This is a genomic window from Parerythrobacter lacustris (assembly GCF_024626475.1).
In the GTDB taxonomy this organism is placed as follows: domain Bacteria; phylum Pseudomonadota; class Alphaproteobacteria; order Sphingomonadales; family Sphingomonadaceae; genus Parerythrobacter_A; species Parerythrobacter_A lacustris.
In genome coordinates this window covers 85857-107104 of the sequence record NZ_JANKHH010000005.1, presented here as the reverse complement: position 1 = coordinate 107104, position 21248 = coordinate 85857, and the positions used below count along the sequence as shown (strand labels likewise).

At 65.3% G+C, this 21248-nt stretch carries 19 protein-coding genes; 10 read left to right on the top strand and 9 right to left on the bottom strand.

Annotated elements, in window-relative coordinates; translation table 11 throughout:
- Positions 1 to 50: 50 nt before the first annotated feature.
- Positions 51 to 875: a helix-turn-helix transcriptional regulator gene (locus tag NSO95_RS09700; RefSeq protein WP_257596021.1), complete on the top strand. Its 825-nt coding sequence runs from the start codon at positions 51 to 53 to the stop codon at positions 873 to 875.
- Between the two features lie 89 nt (positions 876 to 964).
- Here NSO95_RS09700 and ctrA read toward each other — a convergent pair whose 3' ends face one another.
- The 3 genes from ctrA to lptB all read right to left on the bottom strand — a co-directional run bounded on the left by ctrA (position 965) and on the right by lptB (position 4219).
- Positions 965 to 1660: a response regulator transcription factor CtrA gene (gene ctrA, locus NSO95_RS09695; RefSeq protein WP_257596019.1), complete on the bottom strand. Its 696-nt coding sequence runs from the start codon at positions 1658 to 1660 to the stop codon at positions 965 to 967.
- Between the two features lie 172 nt (positions 1661 to 1832).
- Positions 1833 to 3284, bottom strand: a complete 1452-nt coding sequence (gene rpoN / locus NSO95_RS09690; protein WP_257596018.1) for an RNA polymerase factor sigma-54 — start codon at positions 3282 to 3284, stop codon at positions 1833 to 1835.
- A gap of 152 nt (positions 3285 to 3436) precedes the next feature.
- Positions 3437 to 4219 (bottom strand): LPS export ABC transporter ATP-binding protein, encoded by a 783-nt coding sequence (lptB, locus tag NSO95_RS09685; protein ID WP_257596017.1) that lies wholly within the window; start codon positions 4217 to 4219, stop codon positions 3437 to 3439.
- Positions 4220 to 4418: 199 nt separating this feature from the next.
- Between lptB and NSO95_RS09680 the strand changes: the two genes are divergently transcribed.
- Positions 4419 to 4787, top strand: a complete 369-nt coding sequence (locus tag NSO95_RS09680; RefSeq protein WP_257596016.1) for a hypothetical protein — start codon at positions 4419 to 4421, stop codon at positions 4785 to 4787.
- A 48-nt stretch (positions 4788 to 4835) separates the two neighbouring features.
- Positions 4836 to 6182 (top strand): TldD/PmbA family protein, encoded by a 1347-nt coding sequence (locus tag NSO95_RS09675; RefSeq protein ID WP_257596015.1) that lies wholly within the window; start codon positions 4836 to 4838, stop codon positions 6180 to 6182.
- Here the strand turns inward: NSO95_RS09675 and ppa are convergent.
- Entirely contained in the window at positions 6179 to 6706 is a 528-nt protein-coding gene (ppa, locus tag NSO95_RS09670; protein ID WP_257596014.1) for an inorganic diphosphatase, read from the bottom strand. The two genes, NSO95_RS09675 and ppa, sit on opposite strands and share 4 nt — an antisense overlap.
- Positions 6707 to 7035: 329 nt before the next feature.
- Here ppa and hisS point away from each other — a divergent pair, with 329 nt between their 5' ends.
- The 6 genes from hisS (at position 7036) to metK (ending at position 14299) form a co-directional block, all read left to right on the top strand.
- Complete coding sequence (gene hisS, locus NSO95_RS09665; protein WP_257596013.1) at positions 7036 to 8391, top strand: histidine--tRNA ligase; 1356 nt, start codon at positions 7036 to 7038, stop codon at positions 8389 to 8391.
- A gap of 110 nt (positions 8392 to 8501) precedes the next feature.
- Positions 8502 to 9569 (top strand): peptide chain release factor 1, encoded by a 1068-nt coding sequence (prfA, locus tag NSO95_RS09660; RefSeq protein WP_257596012.1) that lies wholly within the window; start codon positions 8502 to 8504, stop codon positions 9567 to 9569.
- Entirely contained in the window at positions 9566 to 10387 is an 822-nt protein-coding gene (prmC, locus tag NSO95_RS09655) for a peptide chain release factor N(5)-glutamine methyltransferase (RefSeq protein ID WP_257596011.1), read from the top strand. Before prfA ends, prmC begins: the two co-directional genes overlap by 4 nt.
- A gap of 259 nt (positions 10388 to 10646) precedes the next feature.
- Complete coding sequence (locus NSO95_RS09650; RefSeq protein WP_257596010.1) at positions 10647 to 11402, top strand: DUF4167 domain-containing protein; 756 nt, start codon at positions 10647 to 10649, stop codon at positions 11400 to 11402.
- A gap of 49 nt (positions 11403 to 11451) precedes the next feature.
- Positions 11452 to 13041 (top strand): apolipoprotein N-acyltransferase, encoded by a 1590-nt coding sequence (gene lnt / locus NSO95_RS09645; RefSeq protein WP_257596009.1) that lies wholly within the window; start codon positions 11452 to 11454, stop codon positions 13039 to 13041.
- Positions 13042 to 13081: 40 nt separating this feature from the next.
- A complete protein-coding gene (gene metK, locus NSO95_RS09640) occupies positions 13082 to 14299 on the top strand; it encodes a methionine adenosyltransferase (protein WP_257596008.1) in 1218 nt (405 codons plus the stop codon).
- Here metK and NSO95_RS09635 read toward each other — a convergent pair.
- The 5 genes from NSO95_RS09635 to NSO95_RS09615 all read right to left on the bottom strand — a co-directional run bounded on the left by NSO95_RS09635 (position 14296) and on the right by NSO95_RS09615 (position 18464).
- On the bottom strand, positions 14296 to 14835 hold the full coding sequence (locus NSO95_RS09635; RefSeq protein WP_257596007.1) for a GbsR/MarR family transcriptional regulator: 540 nt from the start codon (positions 14833 to 14835) through the stop codon (positions 14296 to 14298). The genes metK and NSO95_RS09635 overlap by 4 nt on opposite strands.
- An 85-nt stretch (positions 14836 to 14920) precedes the next feature.
- On the bottom strand, positions 14921 to 16072 hold the full coding sequence (locus NSO95_RS09630) for a CaiB/BaiF CoA transferase family protein (protein ID WP_257596006.1): 1152 nt from the start codon (positions 16070 to 16072) through the stop codon (positions 14921 to 14923).
- A 38-nt stretch (positions 16073 to 16110) separates the two neighbouring features.
- Positions 16111 to 16752 (bottom strand): CoA transferase subunit B, encoded by a 642-nt coding sequence (locus NSO95_RS09625; protein ID WP_257596005.1) that lies wholly within the window; start codon positions 16750 to 16752, stop codon positions 16111 to 16113.
- A gap of 5 nt (positions 16753 to 16757) precedes the next feature.
- On the bottom strand, positions 16758 to 17753 hold the full coding sequence (locus NSO95_RS09620; protein ID WP_257596004.1) for a hypothetical protein: 996 nt from the start codon (positions 17751 to 17753) through the stop codon (positions 16758 to 16760).
- A 3-nt stretch (positions 17754 to 17756) separates the two neighbouring features.
- Complete coding sequence (locus tag NSO95_RS09615) at positions 17757 to 18464, bottom strand: CoA transferase subunit A (RefSeq protein ID WP_257596003.1); 708 nt, start codon at positions 18462 to 18464, stop codon at positions 17757 to 17759.
- Positions 18465 to 18912: 448 nt separating this feature from the next.
- Here NSO95_RS09615 and NSO95_RS09610 point away from each other — a divergent pair, with 448 nt between their 5' ends.
- On the top strand, positions 18913 to 21243 hold the full coding sequence (locus tag NSO95_RS09610) for a CDC48 family AAA ATPase (RefSeq protein WP_257596002.1): 2331 nt from the start codon (positions 18913 to 18915) through the stop codon (positions 21241 to 21243).
- Positions 21244 to 21248: the final 5 nt, after the last annotated feature.

Genomic DNA, 21248 nt, shown 5'->3' with positions numbered 1-21248 from the left:
ACAAAAAAATCGTGCTGGACCAGCCTGTCCGCATGTGATGAGCTTGCAGCATGCCGACCCCGACAATCCCCGACTGCGCGCTGAATGCTCTCAACGACAACGAGCTGGAGATCCTTCGCTTGCTGGCGAACGGGCATACCGCAAAATCGATTGCCGCGCGGCTCGGGCGGTCGGAGGGCGCGATCAACGAGCGCTTGCGCGAAGCACGCCGTAAGACGGGGGCAGGCAGCAGCCGCGAACTCGCGCGGCAGGTCGATGCGCGGAAAATCTGGGACGAAAATATCGATCTGGCGGTAGGCGGGCCTTCGACCGAAACTCCGGACCAGCCGCGCACCATGGGGCGGCAACTATCGAAAGGATCGATCGCCATGTTCACCACCATATCCGCCGCCGCACTTGCTCTCTCGGTCGTCGCAGGCACGGGAACGACCGATACCCAGCCGCCGCAGCCTGTGCAGACCGTCGCCGTAGCGCCTTCGCCGCTGGTTGGGCGCTGGGCGCTCGATGTCGACCGAATCCCGGCAAACGAACGCCCGCAGGCGGTGACGATTGCCTTCGTGCTCGCGCCGGACCGGCAATGGTCGACCCATGTCGAAATGACCGGCGCCGACGGGGTCATGCGCTACGCAAATTCGGTCGCTGCGGCGAACGGCGTCCCGGTGGCGGTCAGTGGGACGATGGACTTTATCGACACGGTCTCCCTGCGCCAGCCGGAGGCGAACACGCTCGTGATGACGCTGGGCAGAGGCGGTGCGCCGATCTCCACCCGGGTCTACACCGTGGCTGCCGACGGCCGCTCGATGACCGAAACCATAATCTGGCCGGGCACCGACCTGCCGAAGATGGAGACGACTTACTTTAACCGGGTTGGTTGAGCGGAGCAGTCACTAGCGAAGACAAAGAAAAGCGCCCGGGGTGTTTCCACCCCGGGCGCATTCCCCATCCAGGAAGAGCACTTATGGCGTCAGGCGGCTTCCGCCTGGCTGTCGGGATCGCGCAGCACATAGCCGCGGCCCCATACGGTTTCGATGTAGTTCTCGCCGCCGCAGGCATGACTCAGCTTCTTGCGCAGCTTGCAGATGAACACGTCGATGATCTTGAGTTCGGGTTCGTCCATCCCGCCATACAGGTGGTTGAGGAACATTTCCTTGGTCAGCGTGGTGCCCTTGCGCAAGCTGAGCAGCTCGAGCATCGCATATTCCTTGCCGGTCAGGTGAACCCGCGCGCCATCGACCTCGACGGTCTTGGCATCGAGATTGACCGCTAGCTTGCCGGTGCGGATGACCGACTGGCTGTGACCCTTCGAACGGCGGACCACGGCATGGATGCGGGCGACCAGTTCCTCGCGGTGGAACGGCTTGGTCACGTAATCGTCGGCACCGAAGCCGAACGAGCGGATCTTGGAGTCCATTTCGGCGATGCCGGAAAGGATCAGGACCGGGGTCTGTACCTTGGCGACGCGCAGCTTCTTGAGCACGTCGTAGCCGTGCATGTCGGGCAGGTTGAGGTCGAGCAGGATGATATCGTAATCATACAGCTTGCCCAGATCGAGTCCTTCCTCGCCCAGATCGGTCGAGTAGACATTGAACCCCTCGGTCGTCAGCATGAGCTCGATCGCCTTCGCGGTGGTCGGCTCGTCTTCGATCAGCAGTACGCGCATGGGTGGTTTCCCCTTCTGCCCCAAACCCCGATAACCCCCCGTTCACGGGTGTTGACCGGCATTAACCACACGAGGTCTGAAGAAAAAAGGTTAACAGCAGGTAAAGCGCATTCGGATTTTTGCGTGAGTCCCTTGTGCAACAGGTGATGAAACGACCAATTGCGCGGGGAATCTACATCCCCGCCAGCTTCTTCTGCCGCCTCCGCTGGACGCTCGAACCTATACCGATCGCCTCGCGGTACTTCGCCACTGTCCGCCGGGCAAGGTCGAAGCCTTCGGCCTTCAGCATGTCCACCAGCGTGTCGTCGGACAGGATCTTCTTGGGGTCTTCGGCATCGCACAGCGACCTGATCCGCGCCTTTACCGCTTGGCTCGATGCGCCTTCGCCGTCCGCGCTCCCCACTCCGCTGGTGAAGAAATATTTCAGCTCGAAGGTGCCGCGGTCGCAATGGAGATACTTGTTGCTGGTCACCCGGCTGACGGTGCTTTCGTGCATCTCGATCTCTTCCGCCACTTCGCGTAAGGTGAGCGGGCGCAATTCGGAGACGCCGCGGCGGAAGAAGCCGTCCTGTTTCTTCACGATTTCGGCGGCGGTCCTGAGAATCGTTTTCTGCCGCTGGTCGAGCGCCTTGATCAGCCAGTTGGCATCGGCCAGCTTCTCGCCCAGCCACGCCTTGCTCGCCTTGTCGGTGCACCCCCCCTTCAGCTCGACGTAGTACTCGCGGTTGATCACCAGCCGCGGCAGGGTGGCCTCGTTGATGCGGATATCCCACCCGCCGCCGTCCGCCGCCGTCAGCAGGACATCGGGCACCACCGATGTTTCCGCGCTGCCACCGAACCTGAGGCCCGGCTTGGGGTCGTAGCTGCGCAGTTCGGCGAGCATCTCGGCAAAATCCTCGTCGTCGACGTCGCACATCCGCCTCAGGCGGGCGAATTCGCCCTTCGCCACCAGCTCGAGATTGTCGAGTAGCCGCGCCATGCACGGATCGTAGCGATCGGCCTCCTGCGCTTGCAACGCGAGGCATTCGCCGAGGGTTCGCGCGCCGACCCCGGTCGGGTCGAGCGACTGGACGACCAGCAGCGCACGTTCGAGTTCGCTCGGCAGCACGCCCAGTTCGGCGGCGATCTCGCGCAGATCGGCGGCAAGATACCCCGCCTCGTCGAGCAGCCCGATCAGGTGCCGCGCGACGAACGCCTCGCGCGCATCGCCCGCTGCGGCACCGACCTGGTCGAGCAGGTGCTCCGCCAGCGTCGGCCCGTCGCCCGAACGGTTCTCGAAATCGGGCAGGTCGTCGAACGATGCACCGCTGCTGCCCGCGCTGCCCCATTCGCCGTCCCCGGTATCGCGGTCGCGGTCGAGCGAAGAGACATCGATGTCGAGCGCGCCGTCGCCTTCGCCGCTGTCGGCTCCCGGCTCGCTGGCGATCGGCGGTTCGTCGCTTCCATCCCCTGCCTCGCGCGAAACCTCGCCCGCTTCGAGCAAGGGGTTCGCTTCCAGTGCCTCGCCGATGAAGGTCTCGATTTCGAGGTTCGACAGCGCAAGCAGCTTGATCGCCTGCTGCAGCTGCGGTGTCATCACCAGCGATTGGGATTGCCTGAGGTCGAGGCGGGGGCCAATAGCCATCAGTTGCCCGCGACGCGGCGGAGCCGCCATTCATTTTTTACACGAAGACACAAAGGGCACAAAGACGCAGCACGCGATGGTCCCTTCGTGCCATTTGTGTCTTCGTGTGAACCCATTTGTTGCCTGCGGCGCGTCATCGCCGAACCTCTGTTCTAGAGCGTGAAGCTCTCACCAAGGTAGAGCCGCTTCACATTCTCGTCGGCGACGAGCGCCTGCGGCGATCCGGCGAACAGCACCTGCCCGCCATAGATGATGCAGGCACGGTCGACGATCTCCAGCGTTTCGCGCACATTGTGGTCGGTGATCAGCACGCCGATGCCGCGGGTCTTCAAATCCCTCACAAGGTCGCGAATGTCGCTGATGGACAGCGGGTCGATCCCGGCGAAAGGCTCGTCGAGCAGCATGATCGAGGGTTTCGCCGCCAATGCGCGGGCAATCTCGCAGCGCCGCCGCTCGCCGCCCGACAGCGCCATGGCCGGGCTCGTACGCAACCGGGTAAGACCGAATTCGTCGAGCAGCCGCTCGAGTTCCGCATCGCGGGTGTCCTTGTCCGGCTCGACCATCTCGAGCACGCAATTGATGTTCTGCTCGACCGTCATGCCGCGGAAGATGCTGGTTTCCTGGGGAAGATAGCCGAGGCCGAGGATCGCGCGGCGATACATCGGCAGCTTGGTCACATCCTCCCCGTCCATCAGGATGCGGCCCGAATCCGGCCGGACGAGGCCCATGATCGAATAGAAGCAGGTCGTCTTGCCCGCGCCGTTGGGGCCGAGCAGGCCGAGCACCTCGCCCTTGCCTACGGTGAGCGAGATATCGGTCAGCACCGCGCGCTTGTCATAACTCTTGGCGATGGAGATGACTTCCAGCCCGCCATTGGGGAGCGGGGCGTTGGCATCGGGCAGAGGGGCCGCGTCGAGCGCGTCGTTAGCAGTCATGCGCGCCTATCTAGCAAGTAGCGGTGGCTTGCAAACCCCCACATGCCCGAATTTGGCAGGATTCGTGCATGGCACATGAGGGGGCTCGAGCACCCGCAACGCCGACCGGTCGAAGCGGCACTTGTGGTTACCGCCCTTGATTGTCTGCAACGTAAGTGAAATACTCCGACTCGGAAGAGGACATTTGGGGAGATAGCGCATGGTCAAGGCGCTGGAGAGTTCCGCACGGCGCACCGCACGCACCCGTGACTGGCGCCGCTCGATGAGCGACAATGTCGCCTGGGCCCTGCTGGTCTACACTGCATTGCAGATTTTCGTGACGACCGGCGCGATGAAGACCACCGGCACCTCGATCCTGCCCTATATCGTGCTGGTGATCCTGGTGGCGGCAATCATCCCCGCCTGCCGCATGTTCGAACGCCGCTGGCGCGACCTGACGGATGCGCAGGCAGCCGACCCGTCCTATGCAGGGGCCTATCGCCGCGACCAGTTGTTCCTCTGGCTGCTCGCGATCGGCCTGCCGTTCCTGATCACCGGCGCGATTACGGGCTTTTCCGCGCTCGGCTGAGCGATCCCTGCCATTGCAAGCCGCCCGATGCGTTCCTAAGCGCAGGGCATGATCACATCTGAAATCGCGAAAGACCGCGCTGCGCGGCTGGTCGAACTGGCGCTGCGTGCAGGGGCGGATGCCGCCGAGGCGGTGGTCAGCGGCAGCGCGTCCGAAACCGTCGGCGTGCGGCTGGGCCAGCTGGAGGATATCGAGCGCTCGGAAGACGAGCACGCCGGTGTGCGCGTGTTCATCGGGCGGCGCAGCGCGAGCACTGGCGGGAGCGATTTCAGCACGGCCGGGCTGGCGGAGATGGCCGAACGCGCGGTCGCGATGGCGCGCCACGCCACCGAAGACCCCTACGCCATGCTCGTACCGCGCGAGCAGTTGGCGCGGGGTCCGTTCCCCGATCTCGACTTGGTCGATCCTACCGAATCGGCGCCGGAGGCGCTGCGGGAGCGGGCGCTGGAAACCGAGGACGCCGCCCGGGCAGTCTCCGGCGTGACCAACTCGAACGGCGCGAGCGCCGGTTGCGGAAACTCGGTCTCGGCGCTGGCGACCAGCGAGGGCTTCGCCGAAGCCTATGGCGCAACCAGCCATTTCCTCAGCGCCAGCATGATCGCGGGCGAGGGCGGGCGGATGCAGCGCGACTACGAATCGAAGTCTGCCCGCCATCGCGGCGACCTGCCCGATTGCGCCGCCGTCGGGCGCACCGCAGGCGAGCGCGCGGTGGCCCGGCTCGACCCGGTGTCCATGGCGAGCGGGACTTTCCAGGTGGTGTTCGATCCGCGCGTCGGCGGCTCGCTGGTAGGCCACCTGATCGGCGCGATGAGCGGCATGTCGGCTGCGCGCCGCTCCACCTTTCTGCTCGACCGGCTCGACGATGCAATCTTTCCCGCCGCGATCCGCCTCGTGGAGGAGCCGCACCGCCCGCGCGCGCTGCGCTCGCGTCCGTTCGACGGCGAGGGTCTGGCGACAGGGCCGCGCGTCCTGGTCGAAGGCGGGCGGGTAACGGGATGGCTGGCCAATCTCGCGAGCGCTTCGCAGCTGGGGATTGCCCCGACCGGACACGCTGTGCGCGGGGGCATGGGCGCCCCGGGGATTGCGACCGCCAATGTCGATCTCCAGCCCGGTGCGCTTTCGCCCGCGCAGCTGATCGGGGAGATCGCCGACGGGGTCTATGTGACCGAACTGATCGGCCAGGGGGTGAAAGGGGTGACCGGCGACTACAGCCGGGCGGCGGCGGGTTTCCGCATCCGCGACGGCGAACTGGCCGAAGCGGTGGCCGAATTTACCATCGCGGGGAACCTTGTGGCGATGTTCGGCGCGCTGTCGGCGGCGAACGATCTCGAGCGCGACCGTGCGATCAATGTGCCGACGCTCAGGGTCGACGGGATGACGATTGCCGGGGGCTAGCCCTGATAGCGTTCGATCGCCTCGACCACCATCCGCCTGGCATCTTCCGCATCGCCCCATTTGCCGACCCGCACCCACTTCTCGGCCTCCAGGTCCTTGTAGTGGGTGAAGAAGTGCTCGATCTGCTGCAGCACAATCGAGGGCAAATCCTTGCGCTCGCCGACGTCCGAGTAATAGGGGAAGGTCGAGTCGACGGGGACGCAGATCAGCTTCTCGTCGCCGCCATGCTCGTCCTCGAGATGGAGCACGCCGATCGGGCGGGCGCGGACCACGCAGCCGGGGATGAACGGGCTGCGGCTGATCACCAGCGCGTCGATCGGGTCGCCATCGTCCGACAGCGTGTGCGGCACGAAGCCGTAGTTCGCCGGATAGCGCATCGGGGTGTGGAGGATGCGGTCGACAAACAGCGCGCCCGATGCCTTGTCGAACTCGTACTTCACCGGCTCGCCGCCGGTGGGCACTTCGATGATGACGTTGAGGCTTTCGGGCGGGTTGTCGCCGACGGGGATCTTGCTGATGTCCATAATGGCGCGCGCCTTACCCGCTATGCTGCATGTGCGAAAGAGGTTTTGGTTTCTCGCAGATACGCGGAGGAAAGGGGAGCAGAGAAGAAGATGCGGCGAAGCCGCCTTCATTCTCGCACTAAGACACTAAGACACTAAGCCACAAAGATGCCGGGCACAGCATCGCCATCGTGCACTCCGTCTTGGTGCCTTAGTGGCTTAGTGCGCGAAATTCTGAGCCGCTACGCGGCGAGCGCATTCTCCCTGTCTCCCTTTCCTCTGCGTCTCTGCGAGAAACAACCCGGCGCGCCGATTGCCTAACGCAGCACGACCTCCTAATTGCGCAGCCCATGAGCAAGAACACTCCCGCCAAAGTACCTAACGCCATTCGCGGCACCCAGGATATCTTCGGCGCCGATGCCGAGGCCTTCGCCTTCGTGGTCGAGACCTTCGAGCGCGTGCGCAAGCTCTACCGGTTTCGCCGGGTCGAAATGCCGGTGTTCGAGAAGACCGAAGTGTTCAGCCGCGCCATCGGCGAGACGACCGATGTGGTATCGAAGGAAATGTACTCTTTCCTCGACCGGGGCGACGAGAGCCTGACGCTGCGGCCCGAATTCACCGCAGGGATTGCGCGGGCCTATATCACCAACGGCTGGCAGCAGCACGCGCCCTTGAAAGTCGCGACCCACGGCCCGCTGTTCCGCTACGAACGCCCGCAGAAGGGCCGCTACCGCCAGTTCCACCAGATCGACGCGGAGATCATCGCCGCGGCCGAACCGCAGGCCGATGTCGAGCTGCTGGCGATGGCCGACCAGGTCATTCGCGAGCTCGGCATTACCGGCGTGACGCTGCACCTCAACACGCTGGGCGACGGGGAAACCCGCAACGCCTGGCGCGCGGCGCTGATCGAATACTTCGGCGCAGTGAAGGGCGAGCTGAGCGAGGATTCGCAAGAGCGGCTGGAGAAGAACCCGCTCCGCATCCTCGACAGCAAGGACCCGCGCGACCGCAAGTTCGTGGCGGATGCGCCCAAGATCGACGCCTACCTCTCGGACGAGGCGCGGGCGTTTTTCGAGGCGGTCACCAGCGGAATGGATGCCGCCGGGGTCAAGTGGGTTCGCGCCGAAAGCCTGGTGCGCGGGCTCGATTATTACCGCCACACGGCGTTCGAATTCATCCCCGACGAGGGCAGCGAGGCGGCCGGCAAGCTCGGCAGCCAGAGCACGATCCTGGGAGGCGGGCGTTACGACGGCCTGATGGAAAGCCTCGGCGGCGCGCCGACGCCTGCGGTGGGCTGGGCTGCGGGGATCGAGCGGTTGGCGATGCTGGTGGAGGGGCGCGAAGGTCATCGCCCGGAGTTCGTCCTCGTTCCCATCGGACAGCAAGCGGATGTCTATTGCTCTGGCTTGATCGCTACACTGAGGCGCAAAGGGTTGCACTGCGATATGGCTTTCAGGGGAAATGCCAAGAAGCGCCTACAGCGAGCAGATGCCTCGGGAGCAACTGCTGTCCTTTTGGTCGGAGACGACGAGCTCCGGGATGGCACGATCATTGTCAAACACCTCGCTTCAGGAGAGCAGGCCACACGGGATCGCAAGCAGATCGAAGCGTCCTACAATGGCGCGACCTACACTCGCGCGTGCTTGCTTCATGGCCTGGGAGGCTTGGAATTCTCCCAGAGTGGCAAACCGTTCGAACCTGATTAGGCACCCCGTCACCCCGGACTTGATCCGGGGTCCCGCTTCCTCTCGCGGCGGGATAGAAGAAGAGCGGGATCCCGGCTCAAGGCCGGGATGACGAATAGTGAGAGTAACGAGTGACCATTCCCGCCGAACGCCTTGACCAGATCGCCCATCGCTTCGCCGAGCTCGAGGCGCGGATGGCTTCGGGGACGCTGGAGGGCGCGGCGTTCATCCAGGCGAGCCGTGACTATGCCGAGCTGGAGCCGGTAGCGAAAGTTGCCGCCGATCTGCAGACCACGCGCGGGGAAATCGCCGGTCTGGAGGAAATGCTCGCCGATCCCGAAATGAAGGCCATGGCCGAAGAGGAGCTGGCCGCAATCAAGGAACGCCTGCCCGAACTCGAACGCCAGCTCGCCGTGGCCATGCTCCCGCGCGACAGCGCCGACGCCAAGCCGGCGATGCTGGAAATCCGCGCCGGCACCGGTGGCGACGAAGCCGCGCTGTTCGCCGCCGACCTCTACCGCATGTACGAGCGCTACGCGGCCGAGCAGGGCTGGAAGGTCGAGCCGATCAGCATGAATGCCAGCGACATCGGCGGGTTCAAGGAAGTGGTCGCCAATGTCACCGGCACCGGGGTGTTCGCCAAGCTGAAATTCGAAAGCGGCGTCCACCGCGTCCAGCGTGTGCCGGTGACCGAGAGCGGCGGGCGCATCCACACCAGCGCCGCAACCGTGGCGGTGCTGCCCGAACCCGACGAGGTCGATATCCGGATCGAGGACAAGGACCTCAAGATCGATGTCTACCGTGCCAGCGGCGCGGGCGGGCAGCACGTCAACACCACCGACAGCGCCGTGCGCATCACCCATCTTCCGACCGGCACGGTGGTGACCTGCCAGGACGGGCGCAGCCAGCACAAGAACAAGGACAAGGCGATGCAGGTACTGCGCGCGCGGCTTTACGAGGCCGAGCGCGAAGCGACCCAGGGGGCGGAGGCCGATGCGCGCAAGGCGATGGTCGGCAGCGGCGACCGTTCCGAACGCATCCGCACCTACAATTTCCCGCAAGGCCGGGTGACCGACCACCGCATCGGCCTGACGTTGCACAAGCTGGAGGAAGTGCTCGCCGGGCCGGGCCTTGGCGAACTGGTCGATTCGCTGATCGCCGAGGACGAGGCGAAGCGGCTGGCGGCGATGAGCGAATGACCGTCGGTGAGGCCATCCGCGCCGCGAGCGAGCGCCTGTCCGCAAGTTCGGCGACCGCGCGGCTCGATGCCGAGCTTCTGATGGCGGGCGCGCTGAAACTGGCGCGCTCGGATATGTTGCTGCGCGCGATGGACGGGGTGGTGCCGCCGGGTTTCGAGGCGATGGTCGATCGGCGGGCGGCGCGCGAGCCCGTCGCCTATATCCTCGGCCAGCAGGAGTTCTACGGGCGGACGTTCCGCGTCACACCCGACGTGCTGGTCCCGCGGGGCGACAGCGAGACTTTGATCGAAGCGGCGCGTGAGCGGATGCCGCCGACCGGCAGGGCGCTCGACCTCGGGACCGGCTCGGGCGCGCTGCTGCTGACGCTGCTCGCCGAGATGCCGGGCTGGAGCGGGATCGGGATCGACCGCAGCGAAGCGGCGGTCGCGGTCGCGGCAGGCAATGCCGATGCGCTCGGGCTGGCGGGTCGCGCGGCGATGCGCGTTGCCGACTGGACCAGGCGCGACTGGCGCGAGGGACTCGGCCTGTTCGACCTCGTCGTAGCCAACCCCCCCTATGTCGAACTTGAGGCGGAATTGGAGCCGGACGTGCGCGATTTCGAGCCGGCGGAGGCGCTGTTCGCGGGGAAGGACGGGCTCGACGACTATCGCCGTCTGATCCCGCAATTGCGCAGCCTGCTGAGGTCGGAGGGCTTCGCGGTGTTCGAAATCGGCCACCGCCAGGACGCAGCCGTCAGCGCCCTCGCGCTCGAACACGGCTTCACCCCGCACCTGCGGCGCGACCTTGCCGGGCGGCCTCGCGCGGTGATTTTGACATAAAGGCTTGGCAAACCCCCTCGCACGCTCTATTTCGGGGTCAAGGCCAGCGGTTTGTGGCGCGCCGGATTTTCCCAAAGCGTTGTTTCCCGCCGGGCCTTAGTTCCAACATTTGCAAATGCGTCCGGGTCCACAGGCCTGCGATACGGTTAGGCAAGTTGGGCACCGCGACCGGCGCTACAGCCGGCGCGGCGAGGGGTCTTTTGACCGTTGATGGCCGGCCGGAGTGCCCGCCAAGGTCTTTGATAAGGAAGAGAATTCCTTGAATAACAATCGCAATACCAACAACCGCCGCGGCCGCGGTCGCAACAACAATCGCAACCAGGGCGGCGGCAACCAGGGCAACCGGATCGACAGCCGCGCGCGGGGCAATGCGCCCCAGCTGCTCGACAAGTACAAGAAGCTGGCCCAGGATGCCCACCACAACGGCGACCGGGTGCAGATGGAGTACTATCTCCAGTTTGCCGACCACTATTTCCGGGTGATCGCCGACAATAATACCCGGCGCGACGAGCAGCGGGGCAAGCGCCCGGACGAGCGCGGCCCGTCGGACGATGAGGACGACGGGCAGGAAGATGGCGATTTTCGCCGGATCGACAATCGCCGCACCGAAGGTCGCACCGACAGCCGGAGCGACAACAGGAACGACAACAGGAACGAGAGCCGGAACGACGGACGCCGCTCGCACGGTCGCCGAGACGAGCAGGATTTCGAGCCGCGCCGTGGCCGCGAAGGCGAAGAAGCGGATGACGACGACAATCCCTTCGTCCGCCGCGACGACGACGAGGATTCGGGCGAAGGCGAGCGGAGCCGGCAGAATGCCCCCAAGCCGCGCAAGCCGCGTGCTGCCAGGCCGAGAAAGGTCGAAGAGGGCGACGACGGCGGGTTCGACCCTACGGTCCTTCCGCCATCCTTCAGCAACGACGTCGAAGACGAGGCGCCGAAGCCCAAGCGCAAGCTCCCGCCGCGCCGCCGCGCGAGTGGCGGCGACAGCGAGCCGGTCGAAGCGGTCGGCTGAGCCGCCACCGTCTTGACCGCGTAACCGGCAGCCGCGACAGGGCGCTTCGATGGGCGGTCTCGACAAGATGATGCAATGGCTTGCGGCGCACCCGCGTTTGGCGGTGCCCGGTTTCGGCCTGCTTGCCGCACTCGGCTTCCCGCCAGTCCATGCCTGGCCGCTCGGCCTGCTGGGGATAGCCGGACTGGTCTGGCTTTTGCACCGTGCCGAGACACGCAAGCGCGCCTTCCTGCTGGGATGGCTGTTCGGCGTCGCGCATTTCACCCTCGCCAACAACTGGATCGCGACGGCTTTCACCTATCAGGCGGAAATGCCGGCGGCGCTCGGCTGGGCCGCGGTGCCGCTGCTCTCGCTCTATCTCGCGGTCTATCCAGCGCTGGCCACTCTGGCGGCGCATTGGCTCGGCCGCAAGGCCGGGTTAGGCGTGTTCGGCGTACTGTTTGCCGGATGCTGGATCGTGACCGAATGGCTGCGCAGCTGGGTCTTCACCGGCTACGCTTGGGATCCGCTCGGCCTGATGCTGCTCGGTCCGTGGGACAGGCCGGGGATCGCTGCCGCCCTGCCGTGGCTGGGAACCTACGGCTTGTCGGGTCTGGCTGTCCTGCTCGCAATTGCATTATCCGTGCTGGCCGCAAAGCGCAGGCTTTTGCCGTGCGCCGTGGCGGCGGTATCGGTCGCGGCGGGAATGTATTTCCCCGTCCCGCAGGGCAAGGAGGGCACGCTCGCCTTCACGCTCGTCCAGCCCGATGTCCGGCAGGAAGAGCTCAACGATTCGAGCAAGTTCGAGGAGCATTTCGCGCGTATTGCGGCGCTTTCGGCCAACCGCGAGCGGGTGCCGCAGAGGCTGGTGCTGTGGCCCGAATCGGGCGTTCCCGACTATCTGCGTGACGGCTATCCGCAGCGCTATTACGACCAGCTCACCGCCAATGGCGACCCCGAGTTTGCCCGTCGCCGCATCGGGCGGACGATCGGCCCGGGCAGCCTGCTGCTGACCGGCGCGGTCGACCTCGAGATCGACGAGGTCGATGGCTATGTGAGGGCGGTCGGTGCCTATAACTCGGTCACCGCGCTCGACAGCCAGGGCCGGTTCGTCGGTGACGGTTACGACAAGGCTCACCTTGTGCCGTACGGCGAATATCTAGCCCTGCGCTGGCTGCTCGAACCGCTTGGCGCGACGCGCCTGGTCGCGGGCGCGCTAGACTTCATCCCCGGGCCTGGACCGGTCACGCTAGACCTAGGCGATTGGGGCAAGGCCGGGGTGCAGATCTGCTACGAGATCGTGTTCTCGGGCCAAGTGGTCGATCCCGAGGTTCGGCCCGATTACATCTTCAATCCCTCCAACGACGGCTGGTTCGGTAGCTGGGGACCGCCGCAGCATCTGGCGCAGGCCCGGCTGCGCGCAATCGAGGAGGGGCTGCCGGTCCTGCGCTCCACCACCACCGGGATCAGCGCGGTGATCGATGCGCGCGGTGTGGTGCGCAGCCATATCGCCATGCACCGGGCAGACCGGATCGACGGCTTCGTGCCCCCCGCCAGGCCGCCAACGCTGTTCAGCCGGATGGGCAACTGGCTCCCGCTGCTCTGGGCTTTCGCCCTGATCGCTGCATCGCTGGTTGCCACGCGCCGGAGAGCCAGCTAGACCGCGCGCCACACATAAAGCTTCCTTTATATGGGGTCCCATGCGCAACAGTTACCTGTTCACTTCCGAAAGCGTTTCCGAAGGCCATCCGGACAAGGTTTCCGACCAGATTTCCGATGCGATCGTCGACCTGTTCCTCGGTATCGATCCCGAAGCGCGCGTTGCCTGCGAGACCATGACCACGACCCAGCTGGTCGTGCTGGCGGGCGAAATCCGCGGACGGGGCATCTTCGAGAACGGTGAGTGGGCACCGGGGATCGAAGCGAAGATCGAGGATGCGGTGCGCAACACCGTGAAGGAAATCGGCTACGAACAGAGCGGCTTCCACTGGAATGATCTGAAGTTCGAGAACAACCTCCACGGCCAGTCGGTCGACATTGCGCAGGGCGTCGACGAAGGCGACGACAAGGACGAGGGTGCCGGCGACCAAGGCATCATGTTCGGCTATGCCTCGGACGAAACCCCCGACCTGATGCCGGCGACGCTCGACTACAGCCACAAGATCCTCGAGCAGATGGCAGCCGACCGCAAGTCCGGAGCCGCCCCCTTCCTCGAACCCGACACCAAGAGCCAGGTCACGCTGCGCTATGCCAACGAGCGCCCGGTCGAAGCCACCGCAATCGTCGTCTCGACCCAGCATGCGCCGGGTTACTTCTTCCACAAGGGCGAAGGCGACCAAGGCAAATATGCCGAGCTGCGCGACTATGTGAAGAGCGTGATCGCGAAGGTCATGCCGGCCGAATTGCTGACCGACAAGACGGTCTATCACATCAACCCGACCGGCAAGTTCGAGATCGGCGGTCCCGATGGCGACGCCGGGCTGACCGGACGCAAGATCATCGTCGACACCTATGGCGGGGCGGCCCCGCACGGCGGCGGCGCGTTCAGCGGCAAGGATCCGACCAAGGTCGATCGTTCGGCGGCCTACATCACGCGTTACCTCGCAAAGAACATCGTCGCCGCCGGGCTCGCGCGCCGCTGCACGATCCAGCTGAGCTACGCCATCGGCGTGGCCGAGCCGCTGTCGATCTATGTCGACCTGCATGGCACCGGCACGGTCGATGAAGGCCGGATCGAAGCGGCCCTGCCCAAGCTGGTGCGGCTGACCCCCAAGGGCATCCGCACCCACCTCGGGCTGAACAAGCCGATCTACCGCAAGACCGCGGCCTACGGACACTTCGGGCGCAGCGCGGAAGGCGAGTACTTCCCATGGGAACGGACCGATCTGGTCGATGCGCTGAAAGCGGCGCTGGCCTAGGATTTCCTGCCGGGGAGCAGGCGGGCCACGCGCCCGCCCAGCTTCATCAGTGTTGTCAACGTCGATTTCGGTAATTTGCGCACGTCATCGTACCAATGCGCCAACGTGCCGATGAAGTCGTGCATTCGCCCGATCCGTTCGCGGATATGGGCGGGCACGTCGGTGCGCCCCTCCATCTCGGCGCTCAGTCGCTGGAGCGCCTCGATCGTCGGGTCGATCTCGCGCCGCTTGCGTTCCGAAACGATGCGGGTGAGCATTTCCCACAGGTCGGTCTCGGCCACGAAATGGTCGCGCCGGTCGCCTTCGAGATGAGCCCGTCGCACGATGCCGTAACCCTGCAATTCCTTGACCCCGTTCGACACGTTCGAGCGCGCAAGGCCGAGCGTCTCGCAGATTTCCTCGGCATGGAGCGGACGGTCGGACAGATAGAGCAGCGCATGGATCTGCGCGACCGAGCGGTTGACGCCCCAATGCGTCCCCATTTCCCCCCAATGGATGATGAAGGCGCGGGCCTCGGGAATTTCGAAGGCGTTCATTGCGTCACCAATTTCTGTCACAAGCGAAATAGCTTGTGCAGTGTCGGACTGTCAAACCTACTGGCAACGCTGCGGGCTCGGGTGGCTACCGCGTCGCCTTGCCGTGCTGGCCGTGGGTCGGCGAGGGTTCATCGAGCGAAAGCTCCGCATCCGAGAAGCGGAAGGGGCTCCGAACTCCCGGAATGCCGCCCGGCGTAATTGCCATGCCGCGCGCAATGACCTGTGGATCGGCGAACACCGCTGCGAGATCGTGGATTGGTCCCGCCGGGACGCCTGCGCGGGCGCAGGCATCGAGCAGGTCCTGCTGACGCCATCTTCGGCTTTCGGCTGCGATCTCCCCATCGAGCCACGCCCGATGTTCGATGCGGCCCGCATTGTCCTGCAACCGTGTATCCGCGGCAAGATCCGGCCGTTCGAGCAGGTGCGCAAGTGCGCGGAACAGCCTGTCGTTCGCCGGCGCAAGCACCACATGCCCCTCAGCGGTGGGATAGACGCCGTATGGCACGACCTGCGCATGCGCATTGCCCATACGCGGGGGGTTCCGGCCGTTCGCGAAATAGCCCATCGCCTGGTTCGCCAGCAGCGCGACCGAGCAATCGAGCAGAGCCATGTCGATCCACTGCCCCTTGCCGGTGCGGTGGCGCATCAGCAGCGCCGCCTGGATCGCATTGGCCGACCACAGGCCGCAGGCAAGGTCCGAGATTGAGACGCCCGATTTCATCGGCGCGCCGCCCGGCTCGCCGGTGATCGACATCAGCCCGCTCATCGCCTGGACAACGAAGTCGTACCCCGGTTCGTCGCGGCGCGGCCCGTCCTGTCCGAACCCGGTGATCGAGCAATAGATTACTGCAGGATCTTCTGCGCTGACGCTCACGTAGTCCAGCCCGAACTTCGCCAATGTGCCGGGCTTGAAGTTCTCGATCACAACATCGGCCTCGGCGCATAAACTCTTCACCAGCGCGAGGTCCTCCGCCACCGCGAAATCCGCCACCACCGACCGCTTGCCGCGATTGCACGCGTGATAATAGGCGGCCTCGCGATCGCCGTTTTCCCGCGTCACCCACGGCGGCCCCCACTGCCGCGTCCCGTCGCCTTCGGGGCTCTCGACCTTGATCACATCCGCACCGAGATCGGCAAGGATCTGTCCCGCGAAAGGCCCGGCAAGTACGCGTGCCAATTCGAGCACGCGCAGGCCGGCCAGCGGAGTGTCGGGATCAGGCGGCTGATCGAGCCACATGGATCAGGCCAAGCGGCCAGGTCCGCGAAAACCGTCGCTCAAAGCGCGGTCTCATACCGTGCGGTCGTCTTCGCCGCGACTTCCTCTGCGCTCACGCCGGGGGCGAGTTCGATCAGGCGGAACGGGCTCGCATGGTCGGGCCGGTGGAACACGGCAAGGTCGGTTACGATCATGTCGACCACGTTCTTGCCGGTCAGTGGCAGGGTGCAGGCCGGAATGAATTTGGGGCTGCCGTCCTTGGCATTGTGTTCCATCACCACGATGATCTTCTTGACCCCGGCGACGAGGTCCATCGCCCCGCCCATGCCCTTGATCATCTTGCCGGGGATCATCCAGTTGGCGATGTCGCCATTCTCGGCCACTTCCATCGCGCCCAGCACGGTGAGGTCGATATGCCCGCCGCGGATCATCGCGAAGCTCGCCGCGCTGTCGAAATAGGCACTGTGCGGCAGCTCGCTGATGGTCTGCTTGCCGGCATTGATCAGATCGGGGTCAACCTCGTCGTCATAGGGGAACGGGCCGATGCCGAGCATGCCGTTCTCGCTTTGCAGCGTCACCTGCATTCCGGCAGGGATATGATTGGCGACCAGCGTCGGGATGCCAATGCCGAGATTGACGTAATAGCCGTCCTGCAGCTCCTTGGCGGCGCGCGCGGCCATGTCGTCACGGGTCCAGGGCATGGGTCTTACAGTCCTTGTTCAAGCGGTAGGGGAGTCAGGAACCAGCCGGCGCCGACCAGTTCTTCGAGCGGCTGCGCGGCGCTGCGGTCCTTGAGATAGGCAAACAACTCGTCGAAATCCGCCCTTGTGTCCCCAGCGATTGCCACGACACAATGCGACCGCGCCAGCTCGCGGCGGCGTTCCTGCTTGCGGTCTTCGCCATTGCGCATCAGCAGCAGCTGGTCCTTCCCGTCTGGATCGAGACCGGCGGTGCCGAGTGCCTTGCGCACTGCGCCGGCCTGAACGGCGGGCAGGGCGGAGATCCAGTAGATCTCGATCTCCTGCTGGCGCATGGCACCGAGCATCTGGCCGAGCATCGTGTTTGGCGCTGGCGTGATCGAAGGATCGAAGATTCCCTCGCCCGGATCGATATCGACCACCACGGCGGGCGGCCGGATGCTGCATTCGGTTCGGTCCGGGCGCAGCAGGGCAGGCGAGGCGAGCAAGGCGGAATCGCGTGGCTGCTCGACCGGGTCGCGCCGCGCCTGCGCATCGACGTAGGAATAGAGCGCGTCGTAGGCGCGCAGTGACAGCGGCTCGCGCGGACCGGGCGCTGTTGCTACCCTGGCCGGGGCGGTCAGCGGGGAGAGTTCGCTTGCTGCGACAGCTTCCCCCTCGACCGGGAATGCACCTTCGAAACTGTCGTTCCCATCGGCAGGCTCTTCTCCGGGGTCGTCTTCGAGTGCTCCCGCCCGATCGGATGGTCCGGCGACTGGCGGCAGCTCGACAGGAGTCGTGGCGACTGTCAGCGCAGACGGTGCGGGCACCGAACTCTCGACCGGAGAATCGACTTTGGCCACGGCCGGAGCGGGCGCTTGCTCGACCTTTTCATCATCGCTCGAGTCGCCCCGCACGACCATCGCCCCGCCCGCAACAATCGGGATGGCGGCGGCGACGCACCCCGTCAATGCGACTGCCGAACCGAGCAGCAGGCCGGAGAGCAGGAGACTCCGCTTAGCCACCGGTCAAGCCTCGGCCCGTTCCCGGGTCGTGCGGAATTCGATCTTCTTGTCGTAGGGCGCGCCGACGATCATCCGCTGGACGTAGACCCCGGGAAGATGGATGCAGTCCGGATCGAGCGACCCGACTGGCACGATCTCCTCCACCTCGACCACGCAGGCTTTGCCGCAGGTCGCCGCCGGAAGGTTGAAATTGCGCGCGGTCTTGCGGAACACCAGATTGCCCGTCTCGTCCGCCTTCCACGCCTTGACGATCGCGAGGTCGGCAAAAATGCCGCGTTCGAGGATGTAGGTTTCGCCGTCGAAATCCTTGTGCTCCTTGCCTTCCGCGACCTGGGTCCCAACGCCCGTCTTGGTGTAGAAGCCCGGTATCCCCGCTCCGCCAGCGCGCATGCGTTCGGCCAGGGTGCCTTGCGGGCAGAATTCGACCTCGAGTTCGCCCGACAGGAACTGCCGCTCGAATTCCTTGTTCTCGCCGACATAGGAGCTCAGCATCTTGCGCACCTGCCGGGTGCGCAGCAGCTTGCCGATCCCTTCGTTGTCGATCCCGGCATTGTTGCTGGCGAAGGTAAGGTTCTTGACCCCGCTGTCGCGAATCGCGTCGAGCAGGCGTTCCGGCAGGCCGCACAGGCCGAACCCGCCGCTCGCGATCAGCATGTCATCGCGCAGCAGGCCGTCAAGCGCGCTGGCCGCATCCGGATAAAGCTTCTTCATGGCTACTCCCTGTCGAGCCTTACGTCTTTAGGCCGGGAAGGCAGACCTGTCACCCTCTGCCGGCCGGAAACCGAGGAGGAAACGATCCCGTTATATCGCACTGCACAACGAACCGAAGACGCTGTGTTCATCCCTGGAGCTACCGGGGGAACAGCCGGATTACGATTTCGTGACAAGGCTTTGGTTCCGGTTGCATGTTTTGCAACTCCGCATGTTCTTTTCGCACTTGCACAAAATGCTGCTCCGCCGCATATATCTCCCTGCCTTTCAGGCATCCTCTCCCAAGACTTTACAGCCCCGGTGGTTTTCCGCCGGGGCTTTTTTCTTTGTCGATCAGGAATGGCCCTGCCTCGAAGACACAATCCTGCGCTTAGCCCATTTGCATCAGCGACGCAGCGTCCCTAGCTATTGCGACGCTTGAAGATGCCGATCAGGGAGCGAATGCCACATGGCCGATGCCGACGCCGCGTTAGAAGAGAAGACCATTCGCCTGCAAGTCGCGGCGGCCAGGCAGGAAGAGAGCGGGCAGGGCATCGTGCGCATGCCGCGCAGTGCATTCCAGGCGCTCGGCATTACAGAGGGCGACGTGGTCGAGATCGAAGGCAAGCGCTCCACCGCCGCGCTCGCCATGTCGGCCTATGACGAGGATCAGGCACTCGATGTCATCCGGCTCGACGGGCTCCAGCGCGGCAATGCCGAGGTCGGGTCGGGCGAGCATGTGCTGATCCGCCGCGCCGAATCGAAGCCTGCCAAGCGTGTCGTCTTCGCTCCGGCGCAGCGCGAAATGCGGTTACAAGGGCCGACGCAGGCGCTGCAGCGCAACTTCTTCCGCAAGCCGCTGGTGGCGGGCGATCTGGTGGCGACGACCGGGCAGCAACCGGTGCGCAACATGCCGCCCGAGGTCCAGCGCATGTTCAACGCGCCGGCCTATGCGCTGACCCAGATCCGGCTGTCGGTCGCCTCGACCACGCCCAAGGGCATCGTCCATATCGACGAGAACACCGAAGTCGAGCTGCGCGCCGAGTTCGAGGAACCGCGCGATCCGCGTGCGGGGGTGAATTACGACGACGTCGGCGGGATCGACGATACCATCAAGCAATTGCGCGAAATGGTCGAGCTGCCGTTGCGCTATCCCGAGCTGTTCACCCGGCTGGGAGTCGATCCGCCCAAGGGCGTGCTGCTCCACGGCCCGCCGGGTACCGGCAAGACCCGGCTGGCGCAGGCGGTGGCGAACGAGAGCGACGCGGAGTTCTTCACCATCAACGGCCCCGAGATCATGGGCTCGGGCTATGGCGAGAGCGAGAAGCGGCTGCGCGAAGTGTTCGAGGCCGCGACCAAGGCCGCGCCGGCGATCGTGTTCATCGACGAGATCGACTCGATCGCCCCCAAGCGCGACCGCGTGTCGGGCGAAGCCGAAAAGCGGCTGGTCGCGCAGCTGCTGACGCTGATGGACGGGATCGAGGCGCGCTCCAACCTCGTGGTGATCGCAGCGACCAACCGCCCCGATGCGATCGACGAGGCGCTGCGACGGCCGGGCCGGTTCGACCGCGAGATCGTGATCGGCGTGCCCGACGAACGCGGACGGCGCGAAATCCTCGCCATCCATACCCGCGGGATGCCGCTGGAGGACAAGGTCGATCTGGGCGAACTGGCCAAGGTCACCCATGGCTTTGTCGGCGCGGATATCGCCGCGCTGGCGCGTGAAGCGGCGATCGAGGCGGTCCGCCGGATCATGCCGCGGCTCGACCTCGACGCGCGCACCGTGCCGCAGGAGGTGCTCGACGATCTTTGCGTCACCCGCGACGATTTCCTTGCCGCGCTGAAGCGCGTGCAGCCTTCGGCGATGCGCGAGGTCATGGTTCAGGTGCCCACCGTCGGGTGGGACGATATCGGCGGTATCGACGAGGCGATCGACAAGCTGAAGGAAGGGATCGAACTGCCGCTCAAGAACGCGGCCGCCTTCCAGCGGCTCGGGATCCGCCCGGCGCAGGGCTTCCTGCTGTATGGTCCGCCGGGAACGGGCAAGACGCTGCTCGCGAAGGCCGTCGCCAAGGAAGCGGAGGCCAACTTCATTTCGATGAAAAGCTCCGACCTGCTGAGCAAATGGTACGGCGAGAGCGAGCAGCAGATCGCCCGCCTGTTCCAGCGTGCCCGCTCGGTCGCGCCCTGCGTGGTGTTCATCGACGAGATCGACAGCCTGGTCCCCGCGCGGGGCAGCGGGCAGGGCGAACCGCAGGTCACCGGGCGCGTTGTGAACACCATCCTCGCCGAAATGGACGGGCTGGAGGAATTGCAGTCGGTGGTGGTGATCGGCGCGACCAACCGGCCGACGCTGGTCGATCCGGCGCTGCTGCGACCGGGAAGGTTCGACGAGCTGGTCTATGTCGGCACACCGGACGAGAAGGGGCGCGAGCGAATCCTCGGCATCCATACGGCTGCCATGCCGCTGGCCGAGGATGTCTCGCTGGCGAACATCGCCGCGAAGACCGACCGCTTCACAGGGGCGGACCTTGAGGACGTGGTGCGCCGGGCGGGGCTCAACGCGCTGCGCCGGGCGGGCGGCGAGGTCGACAGCGTCACCGCGGCAGACTTCGCCGAGGCGCTCGACGACAGCCGCGCGACCGTGACCGAAGCGATGGAAGAAGAATACAAGAAGATGCGCGGCGAGCTCAAGAAACGCGCCGCGCAGGTTTCTCCGATCGGGTTCATCCACGAGGGCATGGTCGAGCCGATCCGTGCCAGGAAGCACGGTCCGGACGAGGTCACACCGCTCGAATAGCTCGG

Bases quoted from the DNA above. Each gene is read 5' to 3' on its own strand.
- NSO95_RS09680 (WP_257596016.1), top strand. From the start codon at position 4,419: ATGGTCAAGGCGCTGGAGAGTTCCGCACGGCGCACCGCACGCACCCGT.
- ppa (WP_257596014.1), bottom strand. From the start codon at position 6,706: ATGGACATCAGCAAGATCCCCGTCGGCGACAACCCGCCCGAAAGCCTC.
- prmC (WP_257596011.1), top strand. From the start codon at position 9,566: ATGACCGTCGGTGAGGCCATCCGCGCCGCGAGCGAGCGCCTGTCCGCA.
- rpoN (WP_257596018.1), bottom strand. From the start codon at position 3,284: ATGGCTATTGGCCCCCGCCTCGACCTCAGGCAATCCCAATCGCTGGTG.
- metK (WP_257596008.1), top strand. From the start codon at position 13,082: ATGCGCAACAGTTACCTGTTCACTTCCGAAAGCGTTTCCGAAGGCCAT.
- lnt (WP_257596009.1), top strand. From the start codon at position 11,452: ATGGGCGGTCTCGACAAGATGATGCAATGGCTTGCGGCGCACCCGCGT.
- NSO95_RS09610 (WP_257596002.1), top strand. From the start codon at position 18,913: ATGGCCGATGCCGACGCCGCGTTAGAAGAGAAGACCATTCGCCTGCAA.
- NSO95_RS09625 (WP_257596005.1), bottom strand. From the start codon at position 16,752: ATGCCCTGGACCCGTGACGACATGGCCGCGCGCGCCGCCAAGGAGCTG.
- NSO95_RS09635 (WP_257596007.1), bottom strand. From the start codon at position 14,835: ATGAACGCCTTCGAAATTCCCGAGGCCCGCGCCTTCATCATCCATTGG.
- NSO95_RS09630 (WP_257596006.1), bottom strand. From the start codon at position 16,072: ATGTGGCTCGATCAGCCGCCTGATCCCGACACTCCGCTGGCCGGCCTG.
- lptB (WP_257596017.1), bottom strand. From the start codon at position 4,219: ATGACTGCTAACGACGCGCTCGACGCGGCCCCTCTGCCCGATGCCAAC.
- NSO95_RS09675 (WP_257596015.1), top strand. From the start codon at position 4,836: ATGATCACATCTGAAATCGCGAAAGACCGCGCTGCGCGGCTGGTCGAA.
- ctrA (WP_257596019.1), bottom strand. From the start codon at position 1,660: ATGCGCGTACTGCTGATCGAAGACGAGCCGACCACCGCGAAGGCGATC.
- hisS (WP_257596013.1), top strand. From the start codon at position 7,036: ATGAGCAAGAACACTCCCGCCAAAGTACCTAACGCCATTCGCGGCACC.
- NSO95_RS09700 (WP_257596021.1), top strand. From the start codon at position 51: ATGCCGACCCCGACAATCCCCGACTGCGCGCTGAATGCTCTCAACGAC.
- NSO95_RS09615 (WP_257596003.1), bottom strand. From the start codon at position 18,464: ATGAAGAAGCTTTATCCGGATGCGGCCAGCGCGCTTGACGGCCTGCTG.